This window comes from Pseudomonas sp. GW823-FHT02E01, assembly GCF_058797535.1.
The window spans coordinates 212246-230656 of sequence record NZ_JBXAJS010000007.1; the positions used below are offsets into that span (position 1 = coordinate 212246).

Below are 18411 nucleotides of genomic sequence, written 5' to 3' on the forward strand. Positions count from 1 at the left end.
GAGCAAGCTCGCTCCTACAAAATAAGGATGTAATAAAGGAAACCCAATGACCGTCAGCACTCCGCTTTCCGGCGTCAATCAGCCCTTCAAAGGGATCCTGCTGATCATTGTCGCAACCTTCCTGTTTTCCACCCACGACGCCTTTTCCAAATACCTCTCCGGTTTCTATCCCATTGTCATGGTGGTCTGGGCGCGCTACGTGGTTCACACCTTGTTGATGGCCGGGATTTTCCTGCCGCAGTCCGGGTTGCGGGTGCTTCGCACCAAACGGCCATTGCTGCAGGTGATCCGGGCGCTGTGCCTGCTGGGCACCAGTCTGTTTTTCACCACGGGGCTGATGTACATCCCGCTGGCCGAGGCCACGTCGGTCAACTTCCTCGCTCCGGTATTGGTCACCGCGCTGTCGGTACCGCTGCTTGGCGAGCGGGTGACCCGGGGGCAATGGCTGGCGGTGATTTTCGGTTTTAGCGGAGTGCTGATCATCGTTCACCCCGGGGGCGATCTGTTTACCCCGGCGGTGTTGCTGCCGTTCTGCTCGGCGCTGTTTTTCTGCTTCTACCAACTGCTGACCCGCAAGCTCAGCGAGATCGACAGCCCGACCACCAGTAACTTCTTCGCAGGCTTGTGCAACACGCTGGTGATGAGTGCGCTGGTGCCGTTCTTCTGGCAGACGCCGAACCTGGTGCATGGCGCGATGATGCTGGCGCTGGGGGCTTGCGGGATGACGGCTCACCTGTTCCTGACCCAGGCTTTCCGCCTCGCGGCACCGGCACTGCTGGCACCGTTCAGCTATTGCCAGATCATCTTCGCCGGCCTGCTGGGCTGGCTGCTGTTTTCCCATACGCCGACACTGACCACCGTGCTCGGCATCGCCGTGATCTGCTGCAGCGGGTTGGCGGCGGCCTGGCAGCAAAGCCGCAAGTAGAAAGTAACCGGAAAACAACGGTGGGAGCGGGCTTGCTCGCGAAAGCGGAGTGTCAGTCACCATAAATATCGACTGACACTGCGCATTCGCGAGCAAGCCCGCTCCCACAGGGGCATTGCGCTTAACTTTAGTCAGTGACGGTCGGAATCTTGCGCGGTGCCATGAAGTACATCCAGATCAGCGCGATGAAGTACATCGCCGGAATCATGGTGAACAGCACGGTGTAGTTGTTGTTGGTGATGGTCAGGATGTGGCCGACCAGTTGGGTCATGAACATCCCGCCAATCGCCGCACACATGCCACCGAAGCCGAACACCGTACTCATCATGTGCTTGGGCGTGTAGTCCATCACCAGGCTCCAGATGTTCGCGGTCCAGGCCTGGTGCGCGCCGATGGCCAGGGAGATAGCGGCCACCGCGACCCACAGGTTGCTGGAACCGGCCGCCATGATCACGCCGATGATGCAGCAGGCGAACAGGAACATGGACATCAGTCGCGCCTTGATCGGGTTGACGCCGCGACCGATCAGGAACGAGGAGAGGATGCCGCCGCCAACGCTACCGAAGTCGGCAGTGAGGTAGATGATGATCAGCGGGATACCCATCTGGGTGACGTTGATGCCCAGGTTGTATTGCTGATTGAGGAACGGTGGCAGCCAGTACAGGTAGAACCAGAACACTGGCGCAGTGATCGAGTAGGCGAGGGCGAAGGCCCAGGTGCCGCGCATGCGCAGGATTTTCGAGAACGGCACGCGGGTTTGTTCCGGCTCGACTTCTTTCTGGATGTAGTCCAGCTCGGACTGTTTCACGTTCGGGTGGTCTTCCGGGTTGAAGTACTTCAAACCCCAGAACAACAGCCAGATCCCGCCCAGTGATGCCATGCACAGGAACGCGGCCTGCCAACCCCAGACGTGCAGGATCAGTGGCAGCAGCATCGGCGTGAACATCGCGCCGACGTTGGTCCCGGCATTGAAAATACCGGTGGCTACCGCACGTTCACCGGCCGGGAACCACAGGCGCGTGGTTTTCACGCAGGCCGGGTAGTTGGCCGCTTCGGTCAGGCCGAGGATGAATCGGCAGACCATGAAGCCGACCGCCGAAGTGGCCAGGCCGTGGGCACCGGTCGCCAGGCTCCAGAGCAGCACGGCGCAGAAGAACACGCGCTTGACGCCGACCCGGTCGATCAAACGGCCTTGCAGCACGAAACCGATGGCGTAACCGACCTGGAACCAGAAGTTGATGTTGGCGTAGTCCATCGCCGTCCAGCTCATTTCCTTGGCCAGGATAGGCTGCATCACGCCCAGGGCGGCGCGGTCGATGTAGTTCAGGGTGGTGGCGAAAAACACCAGCGCCAGCATGCCCCAACGGGTTTTGCCGACTGCCATGGCGCCGCGAATCTTGTCGCCGATGCCACCTGTGGCGGTGCTCATGGCAGGTGCCATGCGAGAACTTTGAGAAGGAATCATGTGTGCCATCCGTTCAATGACTGACAAGCGGGGCTCGTCGTGACTTCAAGGGCGCGTGATCAATCGGTCTGTCGCGGCGTGCGCGAAAGGGCTGATCGGCTGTGTTCGTCGGCTGACGGGTTATTCAGCGAGCGGCACGGTTGTGCCGGCGGAGCGCGGGGTTCGGATGGACGCCAGGCAAGGCGTAATGACGGTAGAGCGAGTGAGCAAGGCGTTGAATGAGCGCATGAGCGTATACCCGTTTTTTGAAATTTTTATGTGGTGTTCTGGGTCTTGTTGACCGGGGCCGACGATTTCAAGACCGGACCCAATGTGGTGTTGATGTTGCGCAGTGAACAAAAAATCGTCAATTCGCTATCGGCCATTGTGTTCGATAATCGCACGCAAAACTAACTGGGTAGTACACTTTAAATTGCTCAATGCATCGACCAGCTCAATAATCCGTCCACTCTTTTAAAAGCGGCGCAAATTCCCTGTAGCCGAAGCCTCCACCGGGAGCCGAAACATGCAGCGTTCCATTGCCACCGTATCCTTGAGCGGTACCCTGCCGGAAAAACTCGAAGCCATTGCCGCCGCCGGGTTCGACGGCGTCGAGATTTTCGAGAACGACCTTCTCTACTACGACGGTAGTCCACGGGAAATTAAACAGATGTGCGCCGATCTCGGGATCGCCATCACCCTGTTTCAACCGTTCCGTGATTTCGAAGGCTGCCGCCGCGATCGCCTGTCGCGCAACCTGGAGCGCGCCGAGCGCAAATTCGACCTGATGCAGGAGCTGGGCACTGACCTGGTGCTGGTGTGCAGCAATGCCTCGGCGGAGTCCATCGGTGATGAACAGGTTCTGGTCGACGACTTGCGACTGCTGGCCGAGCACGCCGGGGCACGTGGCCTGCGCATCGGATACGAAGCGCTGGCCTGGGGCCGGCATGTGAACACCTGGCAACAGGTGTGGAACATCGTGCGTCAGGCCGATCACCCAAGCCTCGGCGTGTTGCTGGACAGCTTTCACACCCTGTCGCTCAAGGGCGATCCAAGTGCTATCGCCGAGATTCCCGGCGACAAGATTTTCTTCGTGCAAATGGCTGACGCGCCGATCCTGGCCATGGACGTGCTGGAGTGGAGCCGGCATTTTCGCTGCTTCCCGGGTCAGGGTGAATTCGACTTGCCGGGCTTCCTCGCGCCGATCATCAAGAGTGGCTACACCGGGCCTCTGTCGCTGGAAATCTTCAACGATGGCTTCCGCGCCGCGCCGCCACGAGCCAACGCCGCCGACGGCTTGCGTTCGTTGCTGTATCTGGAAGAGAAAACCCGCGAGCGTCTGGCCCAGGAAGCCAAGCCTGCGGCCAACGCTGAGATTCTGTTCGAAACGCCCAAGGCCAGTGAATACAACGGTATCGAGTTTCTCGAGTTCGCCGTGGACGAAAGCCTCGGCGCGAAGCTCTCGCATTGGCTTGAGCGACTGGGTTTCGCCAAGGCCGGGCAGCATCGTTCCAAGAGCGTCAGCCTGATGCGCCAGGGCGATATCAATTTGATCCTCAACTCCGAACCTTACTCCTTCGGCCACAGCTTTTTCGAAGCCCACGGCCCTTCGTTGTGCGCTACCGCCGTGCGAGTCAAGGACAGCGCCAGTGCGCTGGCACGAGCCGTGGCTTACAAGGGTCAACCCTATCGCGGGCTGGTGGGCCCCAATGAACTGGAACTGGCGGCGGTGCGTGCGCCGGATGGCAGCCTGATTTATCTGGTGGACCAGGATGCCGACGTCTACGGTACCGACTTCAATCTGCTGGCGGATGCACCGGTCAGCGGTGGCCTCAAGCGCATCGACCACATGGCCATGGCGCTGCCGGCCGACAGCCTCGACAGCTGGGTGCTGTTCTATAAGAGCCTGCTGGATTTCGAGGCAGACGATGAAGTCGTGCTGCCGGATCCTTATGGTCTGGTGAAGAGCCGTGCCTTGCGTAGCCGGGACAGTTCGATCCGCCTGCCACTGAACATTTCCGAGAACCGCAACACCGCAATCTCACACGCGCTGTCGAGTTATCGCGGCTCCGGCGTGCACCACATCGCGTTTGATTGTGATGACATCTTTGCCCAGGTCAGCCGTGCAAAAGAGGCGGGCGTGCCGCTGTTGGATATTCCGCTCAACTACTACGATGACCTGGCGGCGCGGTTCGATTTCGACGACGAGTTCCTCAGTGAACTGGCCTACTACAATGTGTTGTACGACCGCGACGCCCAGGGCGGTGAACTGTTTCATGTGTATACCGAGCCGTTCGAGGGGCGGTTCTTCTTCGAGATCATCCAGCGTAAAAACGGTTATGCCGGCTATGGCGCGGCCAACGTCGCGGTGCGCCTGGCGGCCATGGCCAAATCCCGTAGCGGTGCATTGCGCCAGGCGAAGTTGTAGGTAATTCGTAAACGCGGGATTAAACGTGGGCCGCGCGGCTTCCTTCACTGTGCCGCGCAGCCCATAATCGCCAGCCTGTGCAGTGATGGCCGTGAGCCCGCAATGACAATGACTTCAGAACTCCCCGCAGCCTCCGTAGAACCTGGTGCCGAGCCGCGCAAGAGTCGCAAGAACAACCCGGAAAAGACCCGCGAAAACATCCTGCAGGAGGCGATTGTCGAATTCGTCCAGCAGGGGCTTTCCGGTGCCCGTGTCGATGCCATCGCCGAGCGCATCCACACCTCCAAGCGCATGATCTATTACTACTTCGGCAGTAAGGAACAGCTCTACGTCGAGGTGCTGGAGAAACTCTATGGCGATATCCGCAACACCGAAAACCGCCTGCACCTGGCAGAGCTGGCGCCGGTCGAAGCCATTCGGCGGCTAGTGGAGTTCACCTTCGATCACCATGATCGCAACGTCGATTTCGTGCGCATCGTCAGTATCGAGAACATTCACAACGCCGAGTACGTGAAGCGCTCCGATGCGATCAAGGCGATGAACAACACTATCCTCGATTCACTGGGCGAGATTCTGCGTCGCGGCGCCGAGCAGGGGCTGTTCCGTACGGGGCTTGATCCGCTGGACGTGCATTTGCTGATCAGTTCGTTCTGCTTCTATCGCGTCTCGAACCGCCACACCTTTGGTGAGATTTTTCAGATCGACCTGCCGGACGAACGTATCAAGCTGCGTCATCGGGAGATGATTTGCGAGTCGGTTCTGCGGTACCTGCAAGCCTGAGGCGAGGTGAGGGGGTTGCCCCCTCACTTCACTCATTCAGTCATTCATGCTCTGGAAATGCTCAAGCATCCGCTGGGCATCCGGGACTACGCCGCTGAACAACTCGAATGCTTTGACCGCCTGAAACACCGCCATGTTGCCGCCGTCCAGCGTCCGGCAACCGAGGGCGCGGGCGTTGCGCAGCAGTTCGGTTTCCAGTGGGAAGTAAACGATCTCCGCCACCCACAATTCGGCCCGCAGCAGCTCGACCGGCACGGGCATGCCCGGCAGTTTTTTCATGCCCATCGGCGTGGTGTTCACCAGGCCGTCAGCCTGTGCCATGGCATCGGGCAGGTCATACCCGGCCACCGCCCGACTGACGCCGAAATGCTGATTGAGGTTGTCAGCCAGATCCTGGGCGCGGCGGATGTCCACGTCAAAAATGCTCAGCTGTTGTACGCCTTCGCTCAACAACGCGTGGGCCACCGCCGCACCTGCGCCACCAGCGCCCATCTGTACGACACGTTCAACGGCAACGCCTTTCAAACCCCGGCGAAACCCCTCGGCAAAGCCCAGGCAATCGGTGTTGTGGCCGATGCGTTTGCCATCCTTGAGCACCACCGTGTTGACCGCACCGATACCGCGGGCCTCCGGCGAAAGTTCGTCGAGCAGCGGGATGATTGCCTGCTTGCATGGAAAGGTAATGTTCAGCCCGGTGTAGTTCATGCGCTCGGCAGCCATCAACAGGTCGGGCAGGGCGTTGCTGTCGAGCTTCAACTGATCAAGATCAATCAGGCGATACAGGTAGCGCAGCCCCTGGGCATCGCCTTCATGCTCGTGCATGGCCGGTGTGCGGGACGCCTGGATGCCGGCGCCAATCAGCCCGGCCAGTATCACGTGGTTCTGAGTCACGGCGATCACCCCTTCAAACGATGACTGAAGTGTTCCAGCGCCAGGCGATAGCCATGACTGCCAAAACCGGCCATCACCGCCGTTGCAATGGCGGATACGAACGAATGGTGGCGGAAGGGCTCGCGGGCGTGCACGTTGGACAAGTGGACTTCGATCACCGGCAGTTCGCTGGCGACCAGGGCGTCGCGGATGGCGACCGAGGTGTGGGTCCACGCGGCAGGATTGATGACGATCCCGGCGCAGCGACCGCGGGCGGCGTGAATCCAGTCGAGCAATTCGCCTTCATGGTTGGTCTGGCGAAACTCCACCGCCAGGCCGAACTCTTCGGCGGCGCGTGCGCACAGGGTCGAAATGTCTGCCAGGGTTTCGTGGCCGTAAGTCGCCGGTTCACGGGTGCCGAGCAGGTTCAGGTTCGGGCCGTTGAGCACCAGAACGATAGGGGGCATCGGAATCTCTCCACTTGTTATTTTTGGAATCGGCCGAGGGCTTCAGCCTGTGGAGATAAATTGTACTAACTAGTTAATTTGGTCAATTGAAGTGAAGGTATGCAGGCTGTTTGTGGGCGGTGATCGGACACTTTCGCAGGTCAGCGCGGCAGGTGCTCCACGAGGAAATCGATAAACGCCCTCAAGCGCAGCGGTACATGGCGACTTTGCGGGTACAGCAAGGTAAACGGCCGCGATCGCCCGCCATAGGGCTTGAGCACTTCCACCAGCGAGCCGTCGGCCAGTTCCTTTTCCACGATAAAACGGTAGGTCTGAAACAACCCCGCACCGTGTTTGGCCAGGGTCACACCGCCCAGCACATCGTCGGAGCAACTGAGGTTGCCCTCGGCCAGAATCTCCCGGGGCACGCCTTCATCGTTGAACAGCCAGGCAATGCGTCGGCCGCTGCTGGGCAATTCGTACTGGATGCATTCGTGGTTTTCGAGGTCGTCGAGGGTTTGCGGAGTGCCGGCCCGTTTCAGGTAATCAGGACTGGCGATCATCACCAGGGCGGCATCTTCCAACGGTCGGGCGATCAGGCCGGAATCCGGGATGGCTCGCACGCGAATCGCCATGTCGTAGCCTTCGCCGACGAAATCGATGTTGCGATTACTGATGTGCGACTCGACCTTCACCGCCGGATAGCGCGCCCGAAATTCGGGCAACAGCGGCAGAATTCGATGATGCGCGTAGGTGGTCGGAATACTGATGCGCAACGTACCGGACGGCACCTGCTGCTGGCCCATCACCTCGCGCTGGGCCTCGACCAGTTGCGCAAGGGCCTGGCGACATTCTTCGTAATAACGGCGACCACTGTCGGTCAGCTTCACACTACGTGTGGTGCGCGCGAACAGGCGCACACCAAGGCGTTCTTCCATGCGCGACACCGAACGGCTCACGGCAGCGGGGGTGACACCGGCCACCAGCGCCGCGGCAGTAAAACTGCCGGCCTCGGCGGCCAGGCAAAACAGCTCGATGCTACCCAACTGAAGATCGTCGAATTGTCGCTGCATGATTGATTACACCGGGGATCAGATGAAGAAGCTGGACCAGTATTTATCAGGTGCCAGCGTCGTAATGAAAGGTTTTCTTACCATTGCACGCGGTGTTCCTCAGGGCCGGGTAACGCCAGGACGCTAGTCTGAGGACGCAAGAATTGATTCGACGGCCAATGCCAACGGTCGGATTCTCCAGGGAATGTCGAATCCTCGGACTCATAAACCTAACGGATGGGTTAGCATGAAGGTATGTAATCACAAGGGACTGTCGGTGGTGATCATGTTGCGAGACGAGCATTGTCCGCCTCATGCGCATGTGGAGGCGGGTACATGGAGTGCGAGGTTCAGGTTCAGCTTTTGGCACAACGGTGTCGAGCTCTGGGATGTAGTTCCGCTTTCGCGTCGGCCACCGTTGGCAGTGCTTGAGGGATTGCGCCAATCGCTCCAGCAGCCTGCCCATTTGCGGCGCGCCCGGGGCATCTGGTGGCGAAAATTGCAAACGGCTTGTCTTGATAATCAATTGTGGGACTGGCAAAGCAATGAAGTCGTTGTGGTGAAAAGGGTTGTCAGTACGACCAACATGATTGGGTCGGCTTGCTACGAACCTGAATCGAACAAGACGTTGCTGTCCCTGATAGGCACACAGGAAAGTGTAGAGATCGAGTTATGAAAACGATAAAAGCCAAGGTTCAGGCCGATAATCCCGTAACGGAAAGCAGCCTGGACAAAGCCATTGAACGTGGCGAGTTACGTAGAAAAAATAGCCTGCAAGCGACGGCGGTTACCTACCTGCCCCCCTGTCTGGCCGTCAGCTTTGAAGACGGCAGCGGCGTATTGTTGCCCGTAGCCAACTATCCGGAGTTCGATGATTTTGAGGGCGAGGAACTTGCCAGTCTGACTGTTGGCTACGCGGGTACTGCCCTGTGCCATGAAGGCAAGGACCTGCATGTATCTATTGCCGGGTTGATTTCTGCGAGCAAGCCCCTGATGGCCATGGCGGCGTCGGTCGTTGCTTCGCGCAATGGTCGCCAGAGCAGCGCCGCAAAGTCTGAAGCTGCGCGGGCCAATGGCAAGAAGGGCGGGCGCCCGCGCAAGGTCGATGTTGTCTTGCCGGTACCCACAAAAAAGCCGTCGTGAAGACGGCTTTTTTGTGCCTGGCAGGTGTCATCAACGCCGGGTCAACATCACCCCGGATTCCATGTGATGGGTCCACGGGAACTGGTCGAACATCGCGCATTGGCTGATGCGGTGGGTGTCGTGCAGTTGGGCGATGTTGGCTGCCAGGGTCTGCGGGTTGCAGGAGATGTACAGGATGTTGTCGAAGCGCCGGGTCAGCTCGCAGGTGTCCGGGTCCATGCCGGCGCGGGGCGGGTCGACGAAGACGCTACCGAACTCGTAGCTCTTGAGGTCGATACCGTGCAGGCGGCGGAACGGACGCACTTCGTTCAGGGCTTCGGTCAGCTCTTCGGCGGACAAACGCACCAGGGTGACGTTATCTACCGCGTTTTCGCTGAGATTGCTCAAGGCCGCGTTGACCGAGGTCTTGCTGATTTCGGTGGCCAGCACCTTGCGCACGCGGGTGGCGAGGGGCAGGGTGAAGTTGCCGTTGCCGCAGTACAGCTCCAGCAAATCATCGGAGCGATCGCCGAGCGCATCGTATGCCCAGTTGAGCATTTTCTGGTTCACCGTGCCGTTGGGCTGGGTGAACGCGCCTTCAGGCTGGCGATAGCTGAAGGTGCGGCCGCCGACTTCCAGCTTCTCGACCACGTAATCGTGACCGATGACTTCGCGCTTGCCCTTGGAGCGGCCGATGATGCTGACGTTCAAGTCCGTCGCCAGTTTCGACGCCGCTGCATGCCAGTGCTCGTCCAGCGGGCGGTGATAGCACAGGGTGATCATCGCGTCGCCGGCCAGAGTGGTCAGGAACTCCACCTGGAACAGCTTGTGGCTCAGGGGCGCGCTGGCTTGCCACGCTGCCTTCAGCTGCGGCATCAACTGGTTGATGCGCAGGCTGGCAATCGGGAACTCTTCGATCAGGATTGGCGTGCGTTTGTCTTCCTGGGAAAACATCGCGTAGTGACGCTCGCCGGCCTCGCGCCACAGGCGGAACTCGGCGCGCAGGCGGAAGTTTTTCAGCGGCGAATCGAAAACGGCTGGCTCCGGTGCATCGAACGGGGCCAGCAGGTCACGCAGGCGCGTGACCTTTTCTTCGAGCTGAACGGCGTAGGCCTGGGAATCAAAAGTCATGCGTTGAACCAACCCAGCTTGATCACGAACAGAATCGACAGGATCACCAGCGCCGGGTTCAGCTCACGGCCACGACCGGACATCAGCTTGATGGCGGTCCAGGAAATGAAACCGAAGGCGATGCCATTGGCGATGGAGTAAGTGAACGGCATTGCCAGCGCGGTGATCACCACCGGCGCGGCGACGGTAATGTCGTCCCAGTCTATTTCGGCCAGGCCGGATGTCATCAGCACGGCGACGAACAGCAGTGCCGGCGCGGTGGCGAAGGCCGGAACGCTGGCGGCCAGTGGCGAGAAGAACAGCGCCAGCAGGAACAGGAACGCCACCACGATGGCAGTCAGGCCGGTGCGGCCACCGGCACTCACGCCGGCGGCGGATTCGATGTAGCTGGTGGTGGTCGAGGTACCCAGCAGGGAACCGGCCATGGCGGCGGTGCTGTCGGCGATCAGCGCGCGGCCCATTTTCGGCATGTGACCGTCCTTGCGCATCAGACCGGCGCGCTTGGCCACGCCGATCAGGGTGCCGGAGTTGTCGAACAGATCGACGAACAGGAAGGCGAAGATCACGCTGACCAGACCGATGTCCAGCGCACCCTTGATGTCCAGTTGCAGGAAGGTCGGTGCCAGGGACGGCGGCATCGACATCACGCCGCCGAACGGAGTGAAGCCCATCACGATGGAAATGATAGTCACCACCAGAATGCCGATCAGCACCGCGCCGCGCACGGCAAGGGCTTCGAGGGCGACGATCAGGGCAAAACCGAGGGTGGCGAGGATCGGGGCCGGTTGTTTCAGGTCACCGAGGCCGACCATGGTCGCCGGGTTGCTGACCACGATGCCGGCGTTGTGCAGGGCGATCAGTGCCAGGAACAGGCCGATGCCGGCGGCAATCGCCGAGCGCAGCGGCAGCGGGATGCTGTTGATGATCCATTCACGGATGCGGAAGATCGACAGCAGGAAGAAGCACACCGCCGAGATGAACACCGCGCCCAGCGCCACTTGCCAGGTATGGCCCATGTGCAGGACCACGGTGTAGGTGAAGAAGGCGTTAAGGCCCATGCCCGGTGCGAGGGCGATCGGGTAGTTGGCGATCAGGCCCATGGTCGTCGAGCCGATGGCAGCTGCCAGACAGGTGGCGACAAACACTGCGCCCTTGTCCATGCCGGTCTCGCCGAGGATGCTCGGGTTGACGAACAGAATGTAGGCCATGGCCAAAAAGGTCGTGACGCCCGCCAGAATCTCGGTCCGCACGTTGGTGTTGTGTGCCTTGAGTTGAAACAGCCTTTCCAGCATGTCTGCTCCCCGTGGCGCGCCGGGCGCCGTGAATGTATCGACCTCAACAGCAAAGCACAGGCAGCAGAACGCGCCTGGAAATTACTGTGGGCCGGAAAAAGCCGCGCATCATACCAGTAGCTTGGGAATATGGCTGCTTTGGCGGTGATCGTCGTCGATGTTTTGCGACAAAGCCAAGTGCGCCATACTGCGCGCTGGTTTTTTGGGGTGGATGGGTCCTGCATGAAAAAGCGTCTGGTTGCCGCCCTCGGAATAGGGTGGGCGTTGTTTCTCGGGGCGCAAACGGCCATGGCGGCCTCGGCTCCACCTCTGACGCAATTGAAAGTGCTCAAGGTCGCGTCGCCGTCCTGTGGTGTCGAGAGCATCGACGAAGGGCAAACCCGAACTCGCTGCGATCACATTGGCCCGAACATCATGGTCTACGTGCTGGAAGTGGGTTATGGGCGTGAGGCCCATGTCGCCCTGGACGGTTTCGAGGTGAATGGCACCCGCACACCAGTTTGTGCGTTCAAGAACGGCAACCTGACCAGCTGCACTCCCGGGGAAAAAACCGTCGGCTATTTGTATGCCCTCGATCTGGCGGGCAAGCAGGAAGGCACGCTGACCTTCAGCAATACCTCGATCAACGCGCCCGGCAATACGATGTCGACGCAGCTTTATATCCAGTAACCGCACGTATCGAACAAGGGTCAGAAAGCTGACTACGCTTAAAAGATCATTCCGTGGACAGTACCCGATGACCTTTAGAGCCTTGATTGCCCTTGCCGAGGGCACCGACGACCTGCAAACCGTGACCCTGATCGACGTGCTGCGCCGCGCCAAAATAGAAGTGGTGGTGGCCAGTATCGAAGGGCGGCGCATGCTCACTTGCGCCCGCGGCACTCGCCTGACGTCCGATGCGATGTTGGTGGACTTGCTGGCGCAACCCTTCGACCTGATTGCCTTGCCCGGTGGAGCGGTGGGTTCGCAGCACCTGGCAGCCCACCAACCCCTGCAACAATTGGTCAAGGATCAGGCGGCGGCCGGTCGCCTGTTCGCCGGCATCGCCGAAGCGCCCGCCGTGGCACTGCAGGCCTTTGGCGTATTGCGTCAGCGGCGCATGACCTGCCTGCCCTTGGCTAGCCATCAACTGCTGGGCTGTAACTTCGTCGATCAACCGGTAGTGGTCGATGGCAACTGCATCACCGCCCAGGGCTCGGCTGGCGCATTGGCATTTGCCCTGGCGCTGGTGGAACAACTCTGCGGAAAAGCCACTCGTATGGCCGTGGCGGGGGAGTTGCTCGTTTAGAGAGTGTCAGACCTTCGCCTCTTCCTTCTCTTCATCTTTAGCCACGTGCATGCGATCGCGGCTGGCCAGTGTCGGGAACAGTTTGACCCACACCCCGGTCACCACCAGCGTGCCGATCCCGCCCATGACCACCGCTGGCACGGTGCCGAACCAGTGGGCAGTCAGTCCCGATTCGAATTCGCCCAACTGGTTCGAGGCACCGATGAACAGTCCATTGACGGCGCTGACCCGGCCGCGCATTTCGTCCGGGGTTTCCAGTTGAACGAACGAGGCGCGGATCACCATGCTGATCATGTCTGCCGCGCCCAACACCACCAACACCGCCAGGGAAAACCAGAACGAGGTCGACAGGCCGAAGGCGATGGTCGCCACGCCGAAGATGCCCACGGCCGTGAACATCACCCGTCCGACGTTGCGTTCCACGGCAAACCGCGCCAGGAACAGCGACATCAGCAGCGCGCCTACCGCCGGCGCCGAGCGCAGCAGGCCAAGCCCCCACGGGCCAGTCAGCAGAATGTCCTTGGCGAACACCGGCAGCAGCGCTGTGGCGCCACCCAATAGCACCGCAAACAGATCGAGGGAGATCGCCCCGAGAATGTCCGGACGACTGCGGATGAAGCGAATGCCCGCCAGCAGTGAGTCCAGCGTGGCCTTGCCCTTGTTCAGCGGGGTTTGTCGGGCCGGCAGGTTGAGCATCAGCGAACAGGCGATGACATACAAAAGCACCGTCGGGCCATACACCCAGACGCTGCCGAAGGCGTAGAGCAAGCCGCCGAGGGCTGGAGCGACGATGGTTGCCGATTGCTGGGCCGATTGTGCGGCGGCCACTGCACGGGGAAACAACGCGCTGGGCACGATGCTGGGCAACAGGGCCTGGGTGGTCGGCATTTCAAAGGAGCGAGCGGCACCGAGCAGGAAGGCCAGGATAAAGATCATTTCCCGGGTGACATGGTCGGTGGCGCTGCCGATGGCCAGCGACAGGGCGATCAATGCCTGGAGGGACTGGCAGATCGCCGCGACCTTGCGCCGGTCATAACGGTCGGCGACGTGCCCTGTGTGCAGCATGAACAGTACGCGCGGGGCGAACTCGACCAGGCCGACCAGACCCAGGTCGAGAACATTGCCGGTCAGTTGATACAGGTTCCAGCCGATGGCCACGGTGAGCATCTGGAAGCCGCTGGCGGTAAATACCCGGGCCAGCCAGAACGCGAGAAAAGGGCGATGGTGACGTAACAGCAAGGGCTCTTGGCTGGGCATCTGCGGGAAGATCTGGGGAGAGGGGAGTGGCGAGATTATCACCAACCTGTAACAAAAAGTTGCCGTGACAAAAGATTTAGTTAGCCAGGCATTGATTTTCATGTGGGAGCGTGCTTGCTCGCGAAGGCTGAGTGTCAGTCGACATTGATGTTGAAGCTGATGCCCCCTTCGCGAGCAGGCTCGCTCCCACAAGGAGATATGTTTCTGCCTGTTACCCAGGCCGTGAGGCAACTTGTCACGCGGCAAAAGACCACGCGGTTCATCCCCGAAATTGGGACTACTCTTTCAACGTTGATTGATCCAGATCAAAACCCACAAAAGGAATTGATCCGGCGGCCGCAAGGCCAGACTCCCTGCGTTGTGATGCGTGCAAAAAAAAAGAACAAACAGAGATTCGCCACACTCCATATCCGTGGGGGCCGTGGGTGCAGGCTTCCAGCCCGCAGCCGTACTACCTGACAGAGGAAGACTTATGTTCGGTTTAGAGGCACTTGATCTCGCCCGAATTCAGTTCGCGTTCACCATCTCGTTCCACATCCTGTTTCCGGCCATCACCATCGGCCTGGCGAGTTACCTGGCGGTACTCGAAGGCCTGTGGCTGAAAACCCATAACGACACCTACCGCGACCTCTACCATTTCTGGTCGAAGATCTTTGCCGTCAACTTCGGCATGGGGGTGGTTTCCGGGCTGGTAATGGCCTATCAGTTCGGCACCAACTGGAGCCGCTTCTCGGACTTCGCCGGTTCCGTGACCGGGCCGTTGCTGACCTATGAAGTGCTCACTGCATTCTTCCTCGAGGCCGGGTTCCTCGGTGTCATGCTGTTTGGCTGGAACAAGGTCGGGCGTGGCCTGCACTTCTTCGCCACCGTGATGGTGGCCATTGGTACGTTGATCTCCACGTTCTGGATTCTCGCTTCCAACAGCTGGATGCAGACCCCTCAGGGCTTCGAGATCGTCAACGGTCAGGTCATCCCCACCGACTGGCTGGCGATTATCTTCAACCCTTCGTTCCCGTATCGCCTGATGCACATGGCCACGGCAGCCTTCGTCGCCACGGCCTTCTTCGTCGGCTCCTCCGCGGCCTGGCATTTGCTGCGCGGCAAGGACAATCCGGCGATCCGCAAAATGCTCTCGATGGCCATGTGGATGGCATTGATCGTCGCGCCGATACAGGCGGTCATCGGCGACTTCCACGGTCTCAATACGCTCAAGCATCAGCCGGCGAAAATCGCTGCGATCGAAGGCCACTGGGAAAACAAGGGCGACGAGGCGACGCCGCTGATCCTGTTCGGCTGGCCGGACATGAAGGAGGAGAAGACCAAATTCGCTGTCGAAATCCCGTACCTGGGCAGCCTGATTCTCACGCACTCCCTGGATAAACAGGTGCCGGCGCTCAAGGAGTTCCCGCCTGAAGACCGGCCGAATTCGACCATCGTGTTCTGGTCGTTCCGGATCATGGTGGGGCTGGGCTTGCTGATGATCTTCACCGGATTGTGGAGTCTGTGGCTGCGCAAGCGCGACACCCTCTACACCTCGCGGCCGTTCCTGTACCTGGCGCTGTGGATGGGGCCGTCCGGCCTGATCGCGATTCTCGCCGGCTGGTTCACCACGGAAATCGGCCGTCAGCCTTGGGTGGTCTATGGCCTGATGCGTACGGCGGATGCGTCGTCCAACCACAGCTTCATGCAGATGAGCATCACCCTGATCCTGTTTGTCGTGGTTTATTTCGCGCTGTTTGGCGCCGGTCTTGGCTACATGATGCGCCTGGTGCGCAAGGGGCCGAAGATCGACGAAGGCAAGGAAACCAACGACGGTGGCCCCGGCCAGAAACGCACACCGGCCCGTCCGCTGTCCGCCGCCGACGACGATCACGCCGATGCCGGCCACAGCCTGACCAAGGAGATTTGAATCATGGGTATTGATCTTCCGCTGATCTGGGCCGTGATCATCATCTTCGGCATCATGATGTACGTGGTCATGGACGGTTTCGACCTGGGCATCGGGATTCTCTTCCCGTTCATTCCGGGCAAGACCGATCGCGATGTGATGATGAACACCGTCGCCCCGGTCTGGGACGGCAACGAGACCTGGCTGGTGTTGGGTGGCGCGGCGTTGTTCGGCGCGTTTCCGTTGGCCTATTCGGTGGTGCTCTCGGCGTTGTACCTGCCGCTGATCCTGATGTTGATCGGGTTGATCTTCCGCGGCGTGGCCTTCGAGTTTCGCTTCAAGGCCAGGGACGACAAGCGCCATCTGTGGGACAAGGCGTTCATCGGTGGCTCGGTCACTGCGACGTTCTTCCAGGGCGTTGCGCTTGGCGCGTTCATCGACGGGCTGCCTGTGGTCAATCGGCAGTTCGCCGGTGGTTCACTGGACTGGCTGACACCGTTCACGATGTTCTGTGGTGCGGCGCTGGTCGTGGCGTATGCCTTGCTCGGTTGCACCTGGCTGATCATGAAGACCGAAGGCAAGTTGCAGGAGCAGATGCATGACCTGGCACGGCCATTGGCCTTCGTGCTGCTGGCGGTGATCGGCATTGTCAGCATCTGGACCCCGTTGGCCCACACGGATATCGCCGCACGCTGGTTCACCATGCCGAATCTGTTCTGGTTCATGCCGGTGCCGATCCTGGTGCTGGTGACGATGTACGGACTGATTCGCGCCGTGGCCCGCAACGCGCATTACACGCCGTTCCTGCTGACTCTGGTGCTGATCTTCCTCGGTTACAGCGGGTTGGGCATCAGTCTGTGGCCGAACATCATCCCGCCGTCGATCTCGATCTGGGACGCCGCCGCGCCGCCGCAAAGCCAGGGCTTCATGCTGGTGGGCACGCTGTTCATCATCCCGTTCATCCTGGGCTACACCTTCTGGAGCTACTACGTGTTCCGCGGCAAGGTCACCCATGAAGATGGTTACCACTAGTCTGCTGCACAACGAATCTGTGGGAGCGAGCTTGCTCGCGATGGCGTCCTGACAGACGCCATTGATCTACATCGGAGGATTTATCAATGAACGGCAAACATTCCCTGCACGACATTGAAGAAGCCGAAAAAAAGCCGCTGTGGCAGCGGCTCGGCTGGTTGGCCCTGATCTGGGTCGGCAGCGTGGGCGCCTTGTTCATCGTCGCCAGCCTGATGCGTCTGTTCATGAGCGCAGCCGGCCTGACCACGCACTGAATATCTCTCCCGTGGCCTCGAGGCACGGATTTACGACCCTCCTGCCGGAGGGTTTTTTTTCCTGTTACTTGCGCGCCTTGAGGATCACGAACTTCGGATTGGCCGCCACTTGCTCCACACCCCGAAACAATCGCGCCAGCTTGCTGTGGTAACCCAAGTGACGATTGCCGACGATGTACAGCGCGCCGCCTACCACCAGCGCTTCGCGCGCCTGCTGGAACATCCGCCAGGCCAGGAAGTCGCCCACCACCTGTTGCTGGTGAAACGGTGGATTGCACAGCACGACGTCAAGCGATTGCGGTTCCTGGCCGGCCAGGCCATCGCCGGCACGCACGATCATTTCCCGTTCGCCCAACGCTGCGCGCCAGTTTTCGGCGGCCGATTGCACGGCCATGTACGACTCGTCCACCAGTGTGTAGTGGGCCTCGGGGTTTTGCAGGGCGCTGGCGATGGCCAGGACGCCGTTGCCGCAACCGAGATCGGCGACCCGCGCCGAACCGAGGTTTTTCGGCAGGTGTGGCAAAAACGCCCGGGTACCGATGTCCAGGCCTTCGCGGCAAAACACATTGGCGTGGTTGAGCAGTTCGATGGCCGGTTCGTCGAGTCTGTATCGCGTTGGGTAGGGCGACACCGCCGGAGTTTTGTCTTCAGCGGTGGCAATCAATAGCCGCGCCTTCTTCACCGCCAACGAGGCTTGCACGGGGCCGATGTAACGCTCCAGCAAGTCGCCCGCCGCCCGGGGCAGATGCTTGATCATGGCTGCGGCAACCACTTGGGCGCCAGGTGCCAGTTGACCTTGCAGGCGGATCAGTTGTTCTTCCAGCAGGGCCAGGGTTTTCGGTACACGGATCAGCACGCAGTCGAACGGCCCGGCAGGGGTTTCGCTGGCGGGTACGCTCGGCACGGCATCAAAGGCCAGGCCGTTGCGCACCAGGTTCTTTTCCAGACCCTGGAAAGCCAGGAACGAATCACCGCTGCTGACCACCCGTACCTTGCCCACCAGGCTGGCCGCCAACGCGCCGAAACTGTCATTGAGCACCAATACCCGGGTGTCCGAAGCCGGCTGCTGTTCGGCCAGATGATTGAGCAGGTATTCATCGGCCGCATCGAAAGCTTGCAGCGGTTCATTCTGCTGTTCGGGCTGGCGGATCAGGTCGAGGCTGGCGAAGGGTGTTTCGAGCAAAGGCATGGGGCGGGGCTCT

At 60.3% G+C, this 18411-nt stretch carries 18 protein-coding genes; 10 read left to right on the forward strand and 8 right to left on the reverse strand.

What is annotated here, in order from left to right; translation table 11 throughout:
• Positions 1-46: 46 nt before the first annotated feature.
• Entirely contained in the window at positions 47-925 is an 879-nt protein-coding gene (locus AC1RDQ_RS18930) for a DMT family transporter (protein ID WP_057713203.1), read from the forward strand.
• A gap of 127 nt (positions 926-1052) precedes the next feature.
• On the opposite strand, the gene AC1RDQ_RS18935 is transcribed toward AC1RDQ_RS18930, so the two are convergent.
• Entirely contained in the window at positions 1053-2390 is a 1338-nt protein-coding gene (locus tag AC1RDQ_RS18935; RefSeq protein ID WP_218497981.1) for an MFS transporter, read from the reverse strand.
• A gap of 505 nt (positions 2391-2895) precedes the next feature.
• Here AC1RDQ_RS18935 and quiC point away from each other — a divergent pair.
• Both quiC and AC1RDQ_RS18945 read left to right on the forward strand, forming a co-directional pair.
• Positions 2896-4797 carry a 3-dehydroshikimate dehydratase QuiC gene (quiC, locus tag AC1RDQ_RS18940; RefSeq protein WP_492587873.1) on the forward strand — a complete coding sequence of 634 codons (1902 nt, stop codon included), beginning with the start codon at positions 2896-2898 and terminating at the stop codon, positions 4795-4797.
• A gap of 102 nt (positions 4798-4899) precedes the next feature.
• Positions 4900-5577, forward strand: coding sequence for a TetR/AcrR family transcriptional regulator (locus tag AC1RDQ_RS18945; RefSeq protein ID WP_492587875.1), 678 nt, complete (start codon positions 4900-4902; stop codon positions 5575-5577).
• A 36-nt stretch (positions 5578-5613) separates the two neighbouring features.
• Here AC1RDQ_RS18945 and AC1RDQ_RS18950 read toward each other — a convergent pair whose 3' ends face one another.
• The 3 genes from AC1RDQ_RS18950 to AC1RDQ_RS18960 all read right to left on the reverse strand — a co-directional run bounded on the left by AC1RDQ_RS18950 (position 5614) and on the right by AC1RDQ_RS18960 (position 7966).
• A complete protein-coding gene (locus tag AC1RDQ_RS18950; protein WP_057716559.1) occupies positions 5614-6468 on the reverse strand; it encodes a shikimate dehydrogenase in 855 nt (284 codons plus the stop codon).
• A gap of 5 nt (positions 6469-6473) precedes the next feature.
• On the reverse strand, positions 6474-6914 hold the full coding sequence (aroQ, locus tag AC1RDQ_RS18955) for a type II 3-dehydroquinate dehydratase (RefSeq protein WP_057713207.1): 441 nt from the start codon (positions 6912-6914) through the stop codon (positions 6474-6476).
• Between the two features lie 140 nt (positions 6915-7054).
• The gene (locus AC1RDQ_RS18960; protein WP_090451530.1) at positions 7055-7966 is read right to left on the reverse strand and encodes a LysR family transcriptional regulator; all 912 of its coding nucleotides are present in this window, start codon (positions 7964-7966) and stop codon (positions 7055-7057) included.
• A gap of 226 nt (positions 7967-8192) precedes the next feature.
• Here AC1RDQ_RS18960 and AC1RDQ_RS18965 point away from each other — a divergent pair, with 226 nt between their 5' ends.
• Both AC1RDQ_RS18965 and AC1RDQ_RS18970 read left to right on the forward strand, forming a co-directional pair.
• Positions 8193-8621 (forward strand): DUF4160 domain-containing protein, encoded by a 429-nt coding sequence (locus AC1RDQ_RS18965; RefSeq protein ID WP_150813511.1) that lies wholly within the window; start codon positions 8193-8195, stop codon positions 8619-8621.
• A complete protein-coding gene (locus tag AC1RDQ_RS18970) occupies positions 8618-9088 on the forward strand; it encodes a DUF2442 domain-containing protein (RefSeq protein WP_090451526.1) in 471 nt (156 codons plus the stop codon). The genes AC1RDQ_RS18965 and AC1RDQ_RS18970 overlap by 4 nt, the downstream gene beginning before the upstream one ends.
• 30 nt (positions 9089-9118) lie before the next feature.
• Here the strand turns inward: AC1RDQ_RS18970 and trmA are convergent, their stop codons facing one another.
• Together trmA and AC1RDQ_RS18980 are read right to left on the reverse strand one after the other, a co-directional pair.
• Positions 9119-10198: a tRNA (uridine(54)-C5)-methyltransferase TrmA gene (gene trmA, locus AC1RDQ_RS18975; RefSeq protein WP_429522115.1), complete on the reverse strand. Its 1080-nt coding sequence runs from the start codon at positions 10196-10198 to the stop codon at positions 9119-9121.
• Positions 10195-11490 carry an NCS2 family permease gene (locus AC1RDQ_RS18980; protein WP_008050771.1) on the reverse strand — a complete coding sequence of 432 codons (1296 nt, stop codon included), beginning with the start codon at positions 11488-11490 and terminating at the stop codon, positions 10195-10197. Before AC1RDQ_RS18980 ends, trmA begins: the two co-directional genes overlap by 4 nt.
• A 222-nt stretch (positions 11491-11712) precedes the next feature.
• Here AC1RDQ_RS18980 and AC1RDQ_RS18985 point away from each other — a divergent pair, with 222 nt between their 5' ends.
• Positions 11713-12159, forward strand: a complete 447-nt coding sequence (locus tag AC1RDQ_RS18985) for a DUF4879 domain-containing protein (RefSeq protein WP_492587877.1) — start codon at positions 11713-11715, stop codon at positions 12157-12159.
• 67 nt (positions 12160-12226) lie between these two features.
• The gene (locus AC1RDQ_RS18990) at positions 12227-12778 is read left to right on the forward strand and encodes a DJ-1 family glyoxalase III (RefSeq protein WP_492587878.1); all 552 of its coding nucleotides are present in this window, start codon (positions 12227-12229) and stop codon (positions 12776-12778) included.
• Between the two features lie 6 nt (positions 12779-12784).
• Here AC1RDQ_RS18990 and AC1RDQ_RS18995 read toward each other — a convergent pair whose 3' ends face one another.
• Complete coding sequence (locus tag AC1RDQ_RS18995) at positions 12785-14035, reverse strand: MFS transporter (protein ID WP_008050777.1); 1251 nt, start codon at positions 14033-14035, stop codon at positions 12785-12787.
• A 472-nt stretch (positions 14036-14507) separates the two neighbouring features.
• Between AC1RDQ_RS18995 and AC1RDQ_RS19000 the strand changes: the two genes are divergently transcribed.
• From AC1RDQ_RS19000 to AC1RDQ_RS19010, 3 genes are all read left to right on the forward strand, one after another.
• Positions 14508-15944 (forward strand): cytochrome ubiquinol oxidase subunit I, encoded by a 1437-nt coding sequence (locus AC1RDQ_RS19000; RefSeq protein ID WP_057713213.1) that lies wholly within the window; start codon positions 14508-14510, stop codon positions 15942-15944.
• Between the two features lie 3 nt (positions 15945-15947).
• Positions 15948-16955 carry a cytochrome d ubiquinol oxidase subunit II gene (gene cydB, locus AC1RDQ_RS19005; protein WP_056728750.1) on the forward strand — a complete coding sequence of 336 codons (1008 nt, stop codon included), beginning with the start codon at positions 15948-15950 and terminating at the stop codon, positions 16953-16955.
• A gap of 86 nt (positions 16956-17041) precedes the next feature.
• On the forward strand, positions 17042-17209 hold the full coding sequence (locus AC1RDQ_RS19010) for a DUF2474 domain-containing protein (protein ID WP_090451518.1): 168 nt from the start codon (positions 17042-17044) through the stop codon (positions 17207-17209).
• 64 nt (positions 17210-17273) lie between these two features.
• On the opposite strand, the gene AC1RDQ_RS19015 is transcribed toward AC1RDQ_RS19010, so the two are convergent.
• Positions 17274-18398, reverse strand: a complete 1125-nt coding sequence (locus AC1RDQ_RS19015; RefSeq protein WP_492587879.1) for a methyltransferase — start codon at positions 18396-18398, stop codon at positions 17274-17276.
• Between the last annotated feature and the right edge of the window lie 13 nt (positions 18399-18411).